This window comes from Streptomyces sp. E2N166 (assembly GCF_003671715.1).
GTDB classification, from domain to species: Bacteria; Actinomycetota; Actinomycetes; order Streptomycetales; family Streptomycetaceae; genus Streptomyces; species Streptomyces thinghirensis.
Map to the genome: position 1 here is coordinate 1 of NZ_RAIF01000031.1, position 15,316 is coordinate 15,316.

The 15,316-nt window shown below is 70.3% G+C and carries 17 protein-coding genes and 1 pseudogene; 13 read left to right on the forward strand and 5 right to left on the reverse strand.

All coding sequences use genetic code 11. The features are described 5' to 3' along the window. The first annotated feature begins 341 nt into the window (after positions 1 to 341). The 7 genes from infA (at position 342) to truA (ending at position 4,568) form a co-directional block, all read left to right on the forward strand. Positions 342 to 563, forward strand: a complete 222-nt coding sequence (gene infA, locus EBH09_RS22025) for a translation initiation factor IF-1 (RefSeq protein WP_004927214.1) — start codon at positions 342 to 344, stop codon at positions 561 to 563. A 68-nt stretch (positions 564 to 631) separates the two neighbouring features. Next, the gene (gene rpmJ / locus EBH09_RS22030; RefSeq protein WP_003974245.1) at positions 632 to 745 is read left to right on the forward strand and encodes a 50S ribosomal protein L36; all 114 of its coding nucleotides are present in this window, start codon (positions 632 to 634) and stop codon (positions 743 to 745) included. A gap of 221 nt (positions 746 to 966) precedes the next feature. Beyond that, complete coding sequence (gene rpsM / locus EBH09_RS22035; RefSeq protein ID WP_003974244.1) at positions 967 to 1,347, forward strand: 30S ribosomal protein S13; 381 nt, start codon at positions 967 to 969, stop codon at positions 1,345 to 1,347. Positions 1,348 to 1,413: 66 nt separating this feature from the next. Then, a complete protein-coding gene (gene rpsK / locus EBH09_RS22040) occupies positions 1,414 to 1,818 on the forward strand; it encodes a 30S ribosomal protein S11 (protein WP_003948617.1) in 405 nt (134 codons plus the stop codon). 142 nt (positions 1,819 to 1,960) lie between these two features. Further along, positions 1,961 to 2,983: a DNA-directed RNA polymerase subunit alpha gene (locus tag EBH09_RS22045; protein WP_003966937.1), complete on the forward strand. Its 1,023-nt coding sequence runs from the start codon at positions 1,961 to 1,963 to the stop codon at positions 2,981 to 2,983. Between the two features lie 161 nt (positions 2,984 to 3,144). Beyond that, a complete protein-coding gene (rplQ, locus tag EBH09_RS22050; protein WP_121748689.1) occupies positions 3,145 to 3,639 on the forward strand; it encodes a 50S ribosomal protein L17 in 495 nt (164 codons plus the stop codon). Between the two features lie 71 nt (positions 3,640 to 3,710). Next, positions 3,711 to 4,568, forward strand: coding sequence for a tRNA pseudouridine(38-40) synthase TruA (truA, locus tag EBH09_RS22055; protein ID WP_121748690.1), 858 nt, complete (start codon positions 3,711 to 3,713; stop codon positions 4,566 to 4,568). Between the two features lie 25 nt (positions 4,569 to 4,593). On the opposite strand, the pseudogene EBH09_RS22060 reads toward truA, so the two are convergent. Together EBH09_RS22060 and EBH09_RS22065 are read right to left on the reverse strand one after the other, a co-directional pair. Then, positions 4,594 to 4,803, reverse strand: a pseudogene (locus EBH09_RS22060) (hypothetical protein); the annotation flags it as partial. Between the two features lie 74 nt (positions 4,804 to 4,877). Further along, positions 4,878 to 5,762, reverse strand: a complete 885-nt coding sequence (locus EBH09_RS22065) for a hypothetical protein (RefSeq protein WP_121749485.1) — start codon at positions 5,760 to 5,762, stop codon at positions 4,878 to 4,880. A 74-nt stretch (positions 5,763 to 5,836) separates the two neighbouring features. Between EBH09_RS22065 and EBH09_RS22070 the strand changes: the two genes are divergently transcribed. The 4 genes from EBH09_RS22070 to glmM all read left to right on the forward strand — a co-directional run bounded on the left by EBH09_RS22070 (position 5,837) and on the right by glmM (position 9,855). Further along, the gene (locus tag EBH09_RS22070; protein ID WP_121748691.1) at positions 5,837 to 7,042 is read left to right on the forward strand and encodes a glycosyltransferase 87 family protein; all 1,206 of its coding nucleotides are present in this window, start codon (positions 5,837 to 5,839) and stop codon (positions 7,040 to 7,042) included. Between the two features lie 207 nt (positions 7,043 to 7,249). Further along, on the forward strand, positions 7,250 to 7,693 hold the full coding sequence (gene rplM / locus EBH09_RS22075; RefSeq protein ID WP_003974239.1) for a 50S ribosomal protein L13: 444 nt from the start codon (positions 7,250 to 7,252) through the stop codon (positions 7,691 to 7,693). Positions 7,694 to 7,735: 42 nt separating this feature from the next. Continuing rightward, positions 7,736 to 8,248 (forward strand): 30S ribosomal protein S9, encoded by a 513-nt coding sequence (gene rpsI / locus EBH09_RS22080; protein ID WP_121748692.1) that lies wholly within the window; start codon positions 7,736 to 7,738, stop codon positions 8,246 to 8,248. A gap of 248 nt (positions 8,249 to 8,496) precedes the next feature. Beyond that, positions 8,497 to 9,855: a phosphoglucosamine mutase gene (gene glmM, locus EBH09_RS22085; RefSeq protein WP_121748693.1), complete on the forward strand. Its 1,359-nt coding sequence runs from the start codon at positions 8,497 to 8,499 to the stop codon at positions 9,853 to 9,855. Between the two features lie 109 nt (positions 9,856 to 9,964). On the opposite strand, the gene EBH09_RS22090 is transcribed toward glmM, so the two are convergent. Together EBH09_RS22090 and coaA are read right to left on the reverse strand one after the other, a co-directional pair. Further along, positions 9,965 to 10,906 carry a DUF389 domain-containing protein gene (locus tag EBH09_RS22090; RefSeq protein WP_121748694.1) on the reverse strand — a complete coding sequence of 314 codons (942 nt, stop codon included), beginning with the start codon at positions 10,904 to 10,906 and terminating at the stop codon, positions 9,965 to 9,967. A 31-nt stretch (positions 10,907 to 10,937) separates the two neighbouring features. Beyond that, positions 10,938 to 11,927, reverse strand: coding sequence for a type I pantothenate kinase (gene coaA / locus EBH09_RS22095; RefSeq protein WP_121748695.1), 990 nt, complete (start codon positions 11,925 to 11,927; stop codon positions 10,938 to 10,940). A gap of 206 nt (positions 11,928 to 12,133) precedes the next feature. On the opposite strand from coaA, the gene EBH09_RS22100 reads away from it, so the two are divergent. Together EBH09_RS22100 and glmS are read left to right on the forward strand one after the other, a co-directional pair. Continuing rightward, positions 12,134 to 12,916, forward strand: coding sequence for a hypothetical protein (locus EBH09_RS22100; protein WP_121748696.1), 783 nt, complete (start codon positions 12,134 to 12,136; stop codon positions 12,914 to 12,916). A 126-nt stretch (positions 12,917 to 13,042) separates the two neighbouring features. Then, positions 13,043 to 14,890, forward strand: a complete 1,848-nt coding sequence (glmS, locus tag EBH09_RS22105) for a glutamine--fructose-6-phosphate transaminase (isomerizing) (protein WP_121748697.1) — start codon at positions 13,043 to 13,045, stop codon at positions 14,888 to 14,890. Between the two features lie 4 nt (positions 14,891 to 14,894). On the opposite strand, the gene EBH09_RS22110 is transcribed toward glmS, so the two are convergent. Continuing rightward, a complete protein-coding gene (locus EBH09_RS22110; RefSeq protein ID WP_121748698.1) occupies positions 14,895 to 15,314 on the reverse strand; it encodes an ASCH domain-containing protein in 420 nt (139 codons plus the stop codon). Positions 15,315 to 15,316 lie beyond the last annotated feature (2 nt).

Genomic DNA, 15,316 nt, shown 5'->3' on the forward strand with positions numbered 1-15,316 from the left:
GCCCACGACGGCCGGTCGGAGGCCGGCCCGGCCCTTCGAGGCTTGCGATGCGCGCCCCTGGCGCCGAGCCCGCGAGAGGGGGCCGGGGGAGGAGGGGCCGGCGGTAGGGCGGAGCCGGCGGAGCCGGGCGTCACGGCGGCGCCGGATCCGTCGGCGTGAGGGCTCTGTGCCGGGGTCGTTTCCGTCGCATAACGATCACCCCGGTGGGGCAGGCTACCTCGTTTCGCCTTTCCGGGTGTGCTGACGTAGACTGACTCGTCGGCTCTCGTGCACCCGCATGCCTGCATGCATTCGCAACGCGCAGGGGAGTCGATCAAGGTAGTCGATTCGAAGGGCGAAGCGTGGCCAAGAAGCAAGGTGCCATCGAGATCGAGGGCACTGTCGTCGAGTCTCTTCCGAACGCCATGTTCAGGGTCGAGCTCCAGAACGGCCACCAGGTCCTGGCACATATCAGCGGCAAGATGCGCATGCACTACATCCGCATCCTCCCTGACGACCGGGTCGTGGTGGAGCTGTCTCCGTACGACCTGACGCGTGGCCGGATCGTCTACCGGTACAAGTAGATCTTGCCCACGCCCCGCGTGTGTCTCACGCGGGGCCGCCGGCAACTGACCCGGAGAACCTCACACCCATGAAGGTCAAGCCGAGCGTCAAGAAGATCTGCGACAAGTGCAGGGTGATCCGCCGTCACGGTCGGGTCATGGTCATCTGCGACAACCCGCGCCACAAGCAGCGCCAGGGCTGACGTACGACCGTTCCCTCCGCGATTCGCAAGACTTCGCGCGACGCGAGCTGAATTTGTTCATACGCAGGACCCGGACGCCCAGGCGTCCGACACCCCCGGTTCGGAGGCCGGGGACCCGAGCCGTACCAAATCCTCCGCTGTGTCTTGGACACGGCGTGAAGAGGCCGGCGGCCGGAGACCGGTTCTGTGGAAGACCTCCGAAGATCAACTGGAGCCATTGAATGGCACGCGTTTCCGGTGTTGACATCCCGCGCGAAAAGCGCGTGGAGATCGCCCTCACCTACGTGTTCGGCATCGGCCGGACTCTCTCGCAGCAGACGCTCGCTGCCACCGGCGTGGACCCGAACACCCGTGTTCGGGACCTCTCCGAGGAGCAGCTCGTCGCGATCCGCGAGTACGTCGACAACAACATCAAGACCGAGGGTGACCTCCGTCGCGAGGTCCAGGCCGACATCCGCCGCAAGGTCGAGATCGGCACCTACCAGGGTCTCCGCCACCGTCGCGGTCTGCCCGTCCGCGGTCAGCGCACCAGCACCAACGCGCGTACCCGCAAGGGCCCGCGTCGCGCCATCGCCGGCAAGAAGAAGCCGGGCAAGAAGTAGTCCGCAGCGGACTCGCCGTCCAGCGGTCTTCGCTGTAGGACCGACCACCTCCCGTAGGAGAACGACATGCCCCCCAAGGGACGTCAGGGCGCCGCCAAGAAGGTGCGCCGCAAGGAAAAGAAGAACGTCGCTCACGGCCACGCGCACATCAAGAGCACGTTCAACAACACGATCGTGTCCATCACGGACCCGACCGGCAACGTGATCTCCTGGGCCTCCGCCGGCCACGTCGGCTTCAAGGGCTCCCGGAAGTCCACGCCGTTCGCCGCGCAGATGGCCGCCGAGTCGGCTGCCCGTCGCGCTCAGGAGCACGGCATGCGCAAGGTCGACGTCTTCGTCAAGGGCCCGGGTTCCGGTCGTGAGACCGCCATCCGTTCGCTCCAGGCGACCGGCCTCGAGGTCGGTTCGATCCAGGACGTCACCCCGACGCCGCACAACGGCTGCCGTCCGCCGAAGCGCCGTCGCGTCTGATCCGTCGCGTCTCTCGAGACGCGTCTGATCTCGCTTCACCAGGGTTTCCGGGCGGTACGGCTCTTTCGGGTCGTACCGCCCGTACCCTTGTAGTACTGGTCGGGCGTCAAATAGCGGGCGCCCCTGACTGAAGGATCACCACATGCTGATCGCTCAGCGTCCCTCGTTGACCGAAGAGGTCGTCGACGAGTTCCGCTCCCGGTTCGTCATCGAGCCGCTGGAGCCGGGCTTCGGTTACACCCTCGGCAACTCCCTGCGCCGTACGCTCCTCTCCTCGATCCCGGGTGCGGCGGTCACGTCCATCCGCATCGACGGTGTCCTGCACGAGTTCACCACCGTGCCGGGCGTCAAGGAGGACGTCACCGACCTGATCCTCAACATCAAGCAGCTGGTCGTGTCGTCCGAGCACGACGAGCCCGTTGTGATGTACCTGCGCAAGCAGGGCCCGGGTCTGGTCACCGCCGCCGACATCGCGCCCCCGGCCGGTGTCGAGGTGCACAACCCCGACCTCGTCCTCGCCACGCTCAACGGCAAGGGCAAGCTGGAGATGGAGCTGACCGTCGAGCGCGGTCGCGGCTACGTCTCCGCCGTGCAGAACAAGCAGGTCGGTCAGGAGATCGGGCGCATCCCGGTCGACTCGATCTACTCGCCGGTTCTCAAGGTCACGTACAAGGTCGAGGCCACGCGTGTCGAGCAGCGCACCGACTTCGACAAGCTGATCGTCGACGTCGAGACCAAGCAGGCCATGCGTCCGCGCGACGCCATGGCGTCGGCCGGTAAGACCCTGGTCGAGCTGTTCGGTCTCGCCCGCGAGCTGAACATCGACGCCGAGGGCATCGACATGGGTCCGTCCCCGACGGACGCCGCGCTCGCCGCCGATCTGGCGCTGCCGATCGAGGAGCTGGAGCTCACCGTTCGGTCGTACAACTGCCTCAAGCGTGAGGGCATCCACTCCGTGGGTGAGCTCGTCGCGCGTTCCGAGGCGGACCTGCTCGACATCCGCAACTTCGGTGCGAAGTCGATCGACGAGGTCAAGGCCAAGCTCGCGGGTATGGGGCTTGCGCTGAAGGACTCGCCTCCCGGGTTCGACCCGACCGCCGCGGCGGACGCCTTCGGCGCCGACGACGACGCGGACGCGGGCTTCGTCGAGACCGAGCAGTACTAAGAGCTCGGGTTCGACGGTTCGATTTGGCTGCCGGTCGGCTGTGGCTGGTCGCGCAGTTCCCCGCGCCCCTTCGGGGCGCGGGGTCTCCGACAGGCGACCGCCTGCTCGGATACTGACTTCGGTACCTGATACGGCCGGGGCAGACACCTAGGAGAAACACCATGCCGAAGCCCACCAAGGGTGCCCGTCTGGGCGGCAGCGCCGCGCACGAGAAGCTGCTCCTCGCGAACCTCGCGAAGAGCCTCTTCGAGCACGGCCGCATCACCACCACCGAGGCGAAGGCGCGCAAGCTGCGTCCGTACGCCGAGCGTCTGGTCACCAAGGCGAAGAAGGGCGACCTTCACAACCGCCGTCAGGTGCTCCAGGTGATCACGGACAAGAGCATCGTGCACACGCTCTTCACCGAGATCGGCCCGCGCTACGAGAACCGTCCCGGTGGCTACACCCGGATCACCAAGATCGGTAACCGCCGTGGCGACAACGCGCCCATGGCCGTCATCGAGCTGGTCGAGGCGCTGACCGTGGCGCAGGAGGCGACCGGCGAGGCCGAGGCCGCCACGAAGCGCTCCGCCAAGGACGCCGAGGCCGCCGAGACCAAGGTCGACACGACCAAGGCCGACGACGAGGCTGCCGCCGAGGAGTCGAAGGACGCGTAAGCGTTCCGCGTTCGCGGGTCCGTTCCTTTCGAGGGGCGGGCCCGCTTTCGTTTTGCTGAGAGGATCTCTGGGTGAGTGACGAAGTGGAGCCCGGGTTCGTACGGGTGCGGCTGGACCTGTCGTACGACGGCAGCGAGTTCTCCGGCTGGGCCAAGCAGGCCGGCGGGCGGCGGACCGTGCAGGGTGAGATCGAGGACGCGCTGCGGACGGTCACGCGGTCCCGCGAGACGTACGAGCTGACCGTGGCGGGGCGGACCGACGCGGGAGTGCACGCACGGGGCCAGGTCGCCCACGTCGACCTGCCGCGCGAGGTCTGGGCCGAGCACAACGCGAAGCTGCTCAAGCGGCTCGCAGGCCGGCTGTCCAGGGACGTAAGGGTATGGGCCCTGCGCGAGGCGCCCGACGGCTTCAACGCCCGGTTCTCCGCGATCTGGCGGCGCTACGCCTACCGGGTGACCGACAATCCCGGCGGCGTCGACCCGCTGCTGCGCGGCCATGTCCTGTGGCACGACTGGCCCCTCGACGTGGACGCCATGAACGAAGCCGCCCGCGCACTGCTGGGCGAGCACGACTTCGCCGCCTACTGCAAGAAGCGGGAGGGGGCCACGACCATCCGGACCCTCCAGGAGCTGAGCCTGGTGCGCGGTGCGGACGACGGGATCATCACCGCCACCGTCCGGGCCGACGCCTTCTGCCACAACATGGTGCGCTCCCTCATCGGGGCGCTGCTGTTCGTCGGCGACGGGCACCGGGGGGCCGACTGGCCGGGGAAGGTGCTCGCGGCCGGCGTACGGGACTCCGCCGTGCACGTCGTACGGCCGCACGGGCTGACGCTGGAGGAGGTCGGCTACCCGGCCGACGAGCTGCTGGCGGCCCGGAACAAGGAGGCGCGGAACCGGCGGTCCCTGCCGGCGGCCGGCTGCTGCTGAGCGGACGGGCGTCCGCGGGCGCCGGTCAGTCGCTCGCCCAGGTGCTGAGCAGTCCGGCCACGGCGTCCGCGGCCTCGTCGGCGTCCCGGCCGTCGCCCCGGGCGTCGGACGCCAGCTCCAGGTGGACGAAGGTCGCGTGCTGCCGCTGGGCCGCGCGGCCCTGGACGTTGGTCGTGCCCTCCAGCGGACAGCGCGCCGACCAGCCCCGGCAGACCCGCAGCCCCTCCGACTCCATCGGGCCAAGACGCTGCGCAGCGCCAAGCGGCTCTGACGGCGGGCTGGACGGCGGGGCAGCCGTCGTAGCGGGGATCAGCCCTCCGCCGCCGCGGAGGCCTGGGCCTCGCCGCGCCTGCGGATCTGCCGGAAGGCGAACTCGGCCAGGTCGTCGCCGGCCCGGAACACCGCCGTGGACTTCTCCGTGACGTTCTTGCCGTTGGTGAAGCCGGCGACGGTGAAGTAGGCGTAGCGGCCGTAGGAGTTGGTGGTGGAGCGGCAGACGGCGCCGGTGCAGAAGGATTTGACGCCGCCGCCGGACAGGGAGCGCACGATGCTCTTCTTGTCGGCCTGCTTCTTGGCCTTGGCGGCCTGCGCCTCGGTGTCGAAGACGGCCACGCCGACCGTCACGGCGGTGTCGCCCTTGGTGTAGGTGACGCGGAGCAGCCGGGTGCAGTCGTTGGCGTCGAGGACCTTGGGCAGGGTGCCCTGCGCGGCGGAGCCGCAGGTGCGGGTGTCGGCCGTCGGGCCCTTCTTGTAGACCGTGTCGCCCATGGTCAGCTGGGTGCCGGGGAAGAGCAGGTCGGGGCTGAGCGGGGCCTTGTCCTTCTTGGCGCTGGAGACGAAGTCCTTCGGGTCCAGCGGCGGCGGGGCGCTGGTCGGGGCGAAGGACGGCTCGGTGGCCGTCGAGCTGGGTATGTCCGCCGTCGCGGGGAGCTGCGAGGAGGGGCCGTCGGACGCCTGGCCGGAGCCGTTCGCCGAGACCACGGCCACGGCGACGGCGCTGGCTATCGCCACGGTGGCCAGCGCGCCGCCACCGATGAAGAGCAGCCGGCGTCGCTTGGCGCGGGCCTCGGAGGCCTCGGCCAGAGCGGCCCAGTCCGGGGTGTTGTCACCGTCGCCACTGTTCCAGGGCTGCTGCTGCGATTGCGGTTTCCAGGGATCCCACTGCGACTGAGGTCCCCCCTGCCCAAAGCTCATGGGCGGCATCTTAGACGGGCGAAGTGGCGTGCTGGTGCGCCTCCGAAGGCTGGGCAGCACCTAGCGTTCCGTTCATGCGGACGGGCAAAAACGACATCTCCGGGTGGTTGGTGCGGCCGGCGGGCGGGCCCGCGTGGGCGGTCCTGGCCGTGGTGCTGGCCGCGTCCGCGGTGCACGCGGGGCGTGTGACCTCGGGCGGCGGGATGGACAACGCGATCGTCGTGCGGGCCGCCCGCGCCTGGCTGGCCGACGGCTCCCCGTACGACGATCCGCACTTCCTCTACTTCCCGAGCGCGGTGCTCGCCGCCGCCCCGCAGGCATCGCTGCCGCCGGAGGTGCTGCGGGTGCTGGTGCCGTGCGCGGTGACGGCCCTGCTGGCGCTGGGCTGGGCCTGCGCGCTGCGGCTGCACCGTGTGCCGCTCGGCAGCCGGCTGGCGGTGCTCGGGCTGACCGGGCTCGCGGTGGGCTTCGCGCCGTTCGGGCACCTGGTGCGCCTCGGCAACTGGACCGTGACGGCGGCGGTGGCCCTGCCGCTGGCCCTGCTGCTGGCCGACCGGCGGCGGTGGACGGCGGCGGGCGCGGTCATCGGCGCCGCCATGGCGCTCAAGCCGCTGCTCGCGCCCGTCCTCCTGCTCTTCCTGTTCGCCGGGCGGTGGCGGGCGCTGGCGACGGCCGTCCTGGTGCCCGCGCTGGCCTGTGGCGCGGCGGCCCTGGCGATGCCCGACCCGGCCGGCTTCGTCACCCGCACCCTGCCCTTCCTGCTCCACGGCGACGACGGCTTCGTACGGCTCTACGAGGCCTCCCCGGCGGCCGTACTGCCCCGGCTCGGGGTGCCGGGGGTGCTCGCCCAGGGGCTCGCGGTGGTGGCGGCCGGGGCCGGGGTGCTGTGCGCGTACGTCCGCTGGCGCCGTGCCGGCCCCGGGCCGCTGCGGCTCTCGGAGACCGGCGCGGGCCTGATGCTCTCGGCGTTCCTCGTCTCCCGGCCCTCCTACGACCACTACCTCCTGGTCGCCCTGCCGCTGCTGCTCGCCGGGCTGCCGTACGCCGGTTCGGTGGCCCGCGGGGCCTGGTTCTGGATCGCGCTGGTGCCCCAGGTGCCGGGGCTGACCTGGCCCTGGCTGGAGTCGGAGCGGCGGCGGGCCTTCAAGGACGCGTTCACGCTGTGCGTGCTGGCGGTGACGGTCGCGTGGCGGTCCCGGGCCGGCGCGGCGGACGCCGGCGACCACGCGCGCGCGAGGCCCGAGCCGGAGCCCGCGCCGGTCCCGGCGACTCCGTTTTGACCCGGCTATGGGACCCCGGGTACTCTGCACAGTCGTATGTGTATTGGCTTGCTCATTCTCACGTGAGGGGCCCTTACACCGGTCCACCGGGACCGATGACCAGCGACCTGTACGCGGTATGCGTCACCGCGGTGCGGTCAGGGCTGTCGTGATCGTCTTCGGTGACCATGTCAGGACCACTCACTGAAGAAGCGAAGGCTACGAACCGTGCGTACGTACAGCCCCAAGCCCGGCGATGTGACGCGCCAGTGGCACGTCATCGACGCTCAGGACGTCGTCCTGGGTCGTCTGGCCACCACTGCGGCCTCCATCCTGCGCGGCAAGCACAAGCCGATCTACGCGCCCCACGTCGACACCGGTGACTTCGTCATCATCATCAACGCCGACAAGGTGCACCTCTCCGGCAACAAGCGGACCCAGAAGATGGCGTACCGCCACTCCGGCTACCCGGGCGGTCTGCGCTCGGTGCGCTACGACGAGCTGCTGGACAAGAACCCCGAGAAGGCCGTCGAGAAGGCCATCAAGGGCATGCTCCCCAAGAACTCCCTGGGCCGTCAGATGCTCTCGAAGCTGAAGGTCTACAAGGGTGACCAGCACCCGCACGGCGCGCAGCAGCCGCAGCCGTTCGAGATCACCCAGGTCGCGCAGTAGTTCCGGCCACCCCCTAAGACTGAAGAGAATCTGAGGAGCATCGTGGCCGAGACCACTGCCGAGCAGCCGCTCGAAGAGATCGACATCGACAGCTACACCACCGAGTCCGAGGTGCCCGTCGAGGGCGAGTACACCTCGGAGTCCATGGCCTCCGCCTTCGGCGAGCCCCAGCCGGCCGCCGGCCTGGGCCGTCGCAAGAACGCCATCGCCCGTGTCCGGATCATCCCGGGCACCGGCAAGTGGAAGGTCAACGGGCGCACGCTCGAGGACTACTTCCCGAACAAGGTGCACCAGCAGGAAGTCAACGAGCCCTTCAAGGTGCTCGAGCTGGACAACCGCTACGACGTCATCGCCCGCATCTCCGGTGGCGGTGTCTCCGGTCAGGCCGGCGCGCTCCGTCTCGGTGTCGCCCGCGCCCTGAACGAGGCCGACGTCGACAACAACCGCGGTCCGCTCAAGAAGGCCGGTTACCTCAAGCGCGACGACCGTGCGGTCGAGCGCAAGAAGGCCGGTCTGAAGAAGGCCCGCAAGGCTCCGCAGTACAGCAAGCGCTAAGTCGCACCGGCTGTACTCCGAACGCCCCGGCGGCACGCCACTGTGCTGCCGGGGCGTTCGTCTATCCCCGTCGTTGGGCGTATAACGGCACAAGACGTTCAGACGCTCAGAGGCTCAGAAGCTCAAAGGCTTGTGTGATCGGAATGGCCGGACGGTGCGTCGTGACGCGGGTCCGTGACCACGGGAGCCGACTGCGTGGGCCGCACCGGCAGCCGCTTCCGGAATTGACGTTTCCTTCAGGAGGACAAGTGGGACGACTCTTCGGCACGGACGGCGTGCGCGGTGTCGCCAACGCGGACCTGACGGCCGAGCTGGCGCTCGGTCTCTCCGTCGCCGCGGCGCACGTACTGGCGGAGGCGGGCACCTTCGCCGGGCACCGGGCGACCGCGGTGGTCGGACGGGACCCGCGCGCCTCCGGGGAGTTCCTGGAGGCCGCCGTGGTCGCGGGCCTGGCCAGCGCCGGTGTGGACGTGCTGCGGGTCGGCGTGCTGCCGACGCCCGCGGTCGCCCACCTCACCGGCGCCCTCGGCGCCGACCTCGGCGTGATGCTCTCCGCGAGCCACAACGCCATGCCCGACAACGGCATCAAGTTCTTCGCCCGCGGCGGCCACAAGCTCGCCGACGAGCTGGAGGACCGCATCGAGTCCGTCTACGCCGAGCACCGCACCGGCGCCCCCTGGGACCGCCCGACCGGCGCCGGAGTCGGCCGGGTCCGCGACTACGACCAGGGGCTCGACCAGTACGTCGCCCACCTCGTCGGCGTCCTCCCGAACCGCCTCGACGGACTGAAGATCGTCCTCGACGAGGCGCACGGCGCGGCCTCCCGGGTCTCGCCGGAGGCGTTCGCGCGGGCCGGCGCCGAGCTGGTCACCATCGGCGCGGTGCCGGACGGCCTCAACATCAACGACGGCTGCGGCTCCACCCACCTCGACCTGCTCAAGGCCGCCGTCGTCGAGCACGGCGCCGACCTGGGTATCGCCCACGACGGTGACGCCGACCGCTGCCTGGCCGTGGACCACACCGGCGCGGAGGTGGACGGCGACCAGATCCTCGCCGTGCTCGCGCTGGCGATGCGGGAGCGGGACGCGCTGCGTTCCGACACGGTCGTCGCGACCGTCATGTCCAACCTGGGCTTCAAGCTCGCCATGGAGCGCGAGGGCATCCGGTTCGCGCAGACCGGGGTGGGCGACCGGTACGTCCTGGAGGAGATGAAGGAGCACGGCTACGCCCTCGGCGGCGAGCAGTCCGGCCACGTCATCATCCTCGACCACGCCACCACCGGCGACGGCACGCTGACCGGCCTGATGCTGGCGGCGCGGGTGGCGCAGACCGGGCGTACGCTGCGGGACCTCGCGTCCGTCATGGAGCGGCTGCCGCAGGTGCTGATCAATGTGCCGGACGTGGACAAGTCCCGGGTGACGAGCTCTGCCGAGCTGGCGACGGCGGTGGCGGAGGCCGAGCGGGAGCTGGGGAGCACCGGGCGGGTGCTGTTGCGTCCGTCGGGGACGGAGCCGCTCGTGCGGGTGATGGTGGAGGCGGCGGATATCGAGCAGGCTCGGGCTGTGGCGGGGCGGTTGGCCGATTCCGTCAAGTCCGCGTTGGGGTAGGTCTGCTGGGCCGGGTCCGAGGTGGGGGTTCTGCCGTTGCGGGCCGCGGCGCCGTCGTGGCTGGTCGCGCCCACGCGGCGGAGCCGCATGTCAGCAGAGCCCCGCGCCCCTAGGTCGGTTTCGTCATCCGGCGTCGTTGGGTCGCCCACAAAGCCTTCTGAACCAGCAGCGTCAGGGTGCCGGCCAGGATGATGCCGCCCAGGTTCAGCAGGAGCTGTTCGCTGGAGCCCACCATCTGGCCGGTGTCCCCGAAGCTCAGGGCGACGGCCGCGTTCGCGGCGGCCGGGACCGTGGTGACGGAGATGGCGACACCGACCAGGGCGCCGGACTTGGCGGAGGTCAGCGAGAGCGTGCCCGCCACTCCGGCGAGGAGGGCCACCACGAACGAGAACCGGTCCGGGGCATAGACGAAGCCCGTGTTGGGCCGTTCGGCGTCGAGCTTGCTCTCGCTGAAGAGGTCGAAGGCGCCCATCATCCAGCTGAACGCCACCGTCACCGCCATCGCCGCCGCGAAGCCCACCAGCAGGGCGATCGCCGAGCGCAGTGCCAGGCGTGGTGCCCGCTGCACGATCGCCGTGCAGATGCCGGCCAGTGGACCGAACTCCGGTCCGACCGCCATCGCGCCCACGATCAGGATGGCGTTGTCGAGTACCACGCCGCAGGCCGCGATCATCGTGGCGAGGGTGATGAAGGCGACGTAGGTGATGGAGAGGGTCGACTCCTCGTGCGTCGCCTCCTCCAACTGCTCCCACAGGACCGCGTCGGCGGGCTCGCCCGGCGCGTCCCGCTCCGCCTTGTCGGCGGATTCGGACAACGACAGGTCGATGTTCTCGGCGGTGATGGCGCCACAGCTGTCGATGCCCAATGCCCGGAGCCGGCTGATGAGTTCGTCGCCGGCCTCGCGGGCCACGTCGCACATGACGACGTCGCCCTCGGGCTCGCGGGCGGCGCCCGGCAGGACGACGAGGTGGGTGGTGCCGACCGTCCGGTCGATCAGGCGGACCACCTCGTCGGTGCGGTCGGCCGGGGTGATCAGGCGCAGATGCAGCATCCGGCATTTCTACCGGCTGGGACGGGCGCCGTCACAGTTTGCGCAGGCTCAGCCGCTGCACCTTGTGGTCGGGGCCCTTGCGCAGGATGAGGGTGGCCCGGCCGCGGGTGGGGGCCACGTTCTCCACCAGGTTGGGCTTGTTGATGGTGCGCCAGGTGGTGCGGGCGTAGTCGAGGGCCTCCTCCTCCGACACCTGGGTGTACTTGCGGAAGTACGAGGACGGGTTCTGGAAGGCGGTCTCGCGCAGCTTGCGGAAGCGGCTGAGGTACCAGCGCTCGATGTCCTCGGTGCGGGCGTCGACGTACACACTGAAGTCGAAGTAGTCGGCCAGACCGACCCTGGTGCGGCCGTCCTTGCCGGGCAGCGCGGGCTGGAGCACGTTGAGGCCCTCGACGATCAGGATGTCGGGGCGGCGGACGACGAGCTTCTGGTCCGGGACGATGTCGTAGATGAGGTGGGAGTAGACCGGGGCGGTCACCTCGCCCTTGCCCGCCTTGATGTCGGCGACGAAGCGGGTCAGCGCCCGGCGGTCGTAGGACTCGGGGAAGCCCTTCCGGGACATCAGGCCGCGGGCCTCCAGCTCCTTCGTGGGCAGCAGGAAGCCGTCGGTCGTGACCAGCTCGACGCGCGGGTGCTCGGGCCAGCGGGACAGCAGTGCCTGGAGCAGGCGGGCGACGGTGGACTTGCCGACCGCGACCGAGCCGGCGACCCCTATGACGAAGGGGGTGCCGGACTGCGAGCCCTGTTCACCGAGGAAGGTGTTCAGCGCGCCGCGCAGGCCGTCGGTGGCGCCGACGTAGAGGTTGAGGAGCCGGGACAGCGGGAGGTAGATGTCCCGCACCTCGTCGAGGTCGATGACGTCGCCGAGGCCGCGCAGCTTCTCGACCTCCTCGGCGGTGAGGGGCAGCGGCGTCTTGTCGCGCAGCGCGCTCCACTCGGGGCGGGTGAGGTCGACGTAGGGAGTCGCCTCCGGCCGCTGCCGGTGGGCGCTCCGGGGCATCGAGGAGACCGGAGAGATCACAGTCCATTGTTAACGGAGTTCGGACGGGGCGGCAGGTGGGGTGTGTCACTCCCGCCCGCCGCCGGACAGGCCCCAAGGGCGGAAGATCACGTCGACGTCACGGTCGGATACCGGGTGGTGCGCCACTGATCATCTGTCAGTCGGCTGTGAATACAGTGCTCGCACATACGTGCGGAACCTCCGCCGTCTGGAAGAGAGAGCCCAACGTGAGACTGACCGTCGTCCGCCGTACCGCCCTCGCGGCCTCCGCCGCCGCCCTGGCCCTCCTCGTCACCGCTTGCGGCGGCTCCTCCGACGACGACGGCGAGAAGACCGGCGGCGACAAGGCCGAGGGCGGCGCGGCGGCCCCCGCGGCCGCCAAGGCGCTCACCGCCGCCGAGCTGGAGAAGGCCGCGCTGGCGCAGGAGGACGTCGACAACGGCAAGGTCACCAAGACGTCCGCGACGGACGATGTGAGCAAGGACAAGGTGAAGGGTGGCGACAAGGCCTGCGAGCCGCTCGCCTTCGCCGAGACCGGGGTCCCGCTGGGCGAGCCGGCGGCGACCGCCAAGCGGAGCTGGACGGAGGGCCCGAAGAAGCCGTCCGGCGGCGAGGTCACCGAGGAGTCCATCGATGCCGCCTTCGACCTGGACAAGGCCCTGGTGACGCTGGCCACCTACGACGACGGCGGCGCGGAGGCCGTTCTCAAGGACGTGAAGGAGGCCGCCGGCAAGTGCGCCGGAGGCTTCACCTTCACCGCGGTCGGTGAGACGGCCAAGATCGCCAAGGTGGCCGAGGGCAAGGCGCCCGGCGGTGCCGACGAGGCCGTCGCGATGACGATGACGATGGTCGGCGACGAGGGCGACGAGTTCCCGGTCAAGGTGGTCGTCACCCGCAAGGGCTCCACCGTCGCCTCCTTCACCGTCCTCAACCTCGCCGCCGCCGGAACCGGCAAGGACTTCCCGTTCCCCACGGAGATCAGCGACGCCCAGCTCGCCAAGCTCGGCTGAGCCCGGCGGCGGCGATCCGCTGATCCGCTGAAGTTCCCACCGGAACGTTCGTACCCCGGTGGGAATTTCCGATTTCGGGCACGAGAAGGCCGGTTCGCGACCGGATCTGATCGTAGGCTGCCCGTCATGTGCGGAATCGTGGGATACGTGGGATCTCAGTCGGCGCTCGATGTCGTGATGGCCGGGCTGAAGCGGCTCGAGTACCGGGGTTACGACTCGGCGGGCGTCGCCGTGCTCGCGGACGGCGGCCTCGCCACCGCCAAGCGCGCCGGAAAGCTCGTCAACCTGGACAAGGAACTGTCCGAACGGCCACTGCCGACCGCCGTCACCGGCATCGGACACACCCGCTGGGCCACGCACGGCGGCCCGACCGACGCCAACGCCCACCCGCACCTCGACAACGCGGGCCGGGTGGCCGTGGTCCACAACGGCATCATCGAGAACTTCGCGCCGCTGCGGGCCGAGTTGGCGGAGCGCGGCCACGAACTGGCCTCCGAGACCGACACCGAGGTCGTCGCCCACCTGCTCGCCGAGGAGTTCTCCGGCTGCGCCGACCTCGCCGAGGCGATGCGGCTGGTGTGCCGGCGCCTTGAGGGCGCGTTCACGCTGGTCGCGGTGCACGCGGACGCGCCGGACGTGGTCGTGGGCGCGCGCCGCAACTCGCCGCTCGTGGTGGGCGTGGGGGAGGGCGAGTCCTTCCTCGCCTCGGACGTCGCGGCCTTCATCGCCCACACCCGGGACGCCATCGAGCTGGGCCAGGACCAGGTCGTCGAGCTGCGCCGGGACGGTGTGACGGTCACCGGCTTCGACGGCACCCCGGCCGACGTCCGCTCCTACCACGTCGACTGGGACGCCTCGGCCGCCGAGAAGGGCGGCTACGACTACTTCATGCTCAAGGAGATCGCCGAGCAGCCGAAGGCGGTCGCCGACACCCTGCTGGGCCGCATCGACGGCTCCGGCACGCTGAGCCTGGACGAGGTGCGCATCCCTCCGGGGGTGCTGCGCGAGGTCGACAAGGTCGTCGTCGTCGCCTGCGGTACGGCCTTCCACGCCGGGCTGATCGCCAAGTACGCCATCGAGCACTGGACGCGGATCCCCTGCGAGGTGGAGCTGGCCAGTGAGTTCCGCTACCGCGACCCGATCCTCGACCAGCAGACCCTGGTCGTCGCGATCTCCCAGTCCGGCGAGACCATGGACACCCTCATGGCCCTGCGCCACGCCCGCGAGCAGGGCGCCAGGGTGCTGGCCATCTGCAACACCAACGGCTCCACCATCCCGCGCGAGTCCGACGCCGTGCTCTACACGCACGCCGGTCCCGAGGTCGCCGTCGCCTCCACCAAGGCCTTCCTCACCCAGCTGGTGGCCTGCTACCTGGTCGCCCTCTACCTCGGGCAGGTGCGCGGCACGAAGTACGGGGACGAGATCCGCGACGTCGTCCGCGACCTCTCACGGATCTCCGGCGCGGTCGAACAGGTCCTGGAGACGATGAAACCCGTACGGGAACTGGCGCGCTCCCTCGCCCACAAGAACACGGTGCTGTTCCTGGGCCGGCACGTCGGCCACCCGGTCGCCCTCGAAGGCGCCCTCAAGCTCAAGGAGCTGGCGTACATGCACGCCGAGGGCTTCGCGGCGGGCGAGCTGAAGCACGGGCCGATCGCGCTGATCGAGGAGGACCTGCCGGTCGTCGTGGTGGTCCCGTCCCCGCGCGGGCGCTCGGTCCTCCACGACAAGATCGTGTCCAACATCCAGGAGATCCGGGCCCGTGGCGCCCGCACCATCGTCATCGCCGAGGAGGGCGACGAGGCGGTCGTCCCCTACGCCGACCACCTCGTCCGCATCCCGGCGACCCCGACGCTGCTCCAACCTCTGGTGGCGACGGTGCCGTTGCAGGTCTTCGCGTGCGAGCTGGCGACGGCCCGGGGCAACGAGGTGGATCAGCCGCGGAACCTGGCGAAGTCGGTGACGGTGGAGTAGGTCCTCAGCCGTCGGCGGTGCGCAGCGCGGTGACGAGGCGGAAGCGTTCCAGGACGGCGGGCGTGTCGTCGTTCACGGTGAACTCCGGGTCCCCCAGCGCCGAGCGCGTCTCCTCGCTGTGCCAGAACCGCTCGTGGCCCGCCCGCCACTCCGCCACGCTGGTGTAGCCCTCGCCCTCGTCCACCGCGTGGGCGAGATCCACCCGGGCCGGCGGGACGACGCGTACGTCGGTCACCTCGACGACGGCGACCGGGCGGTCGCCGGAGTCGACGACCACCCCGCGGGTCCCCACTTCGGGCAACGGGTCGCCGTCGTGCTCGTAGTCGACGACGAGTCCGGTCGTGGAGGTCTTGGACCCGTCGAGGATCGCCGCGACGAGCCGGTCGCGCAGCGGCCCGGGGAAGGCGAACTCGATCCTGGGCAGCG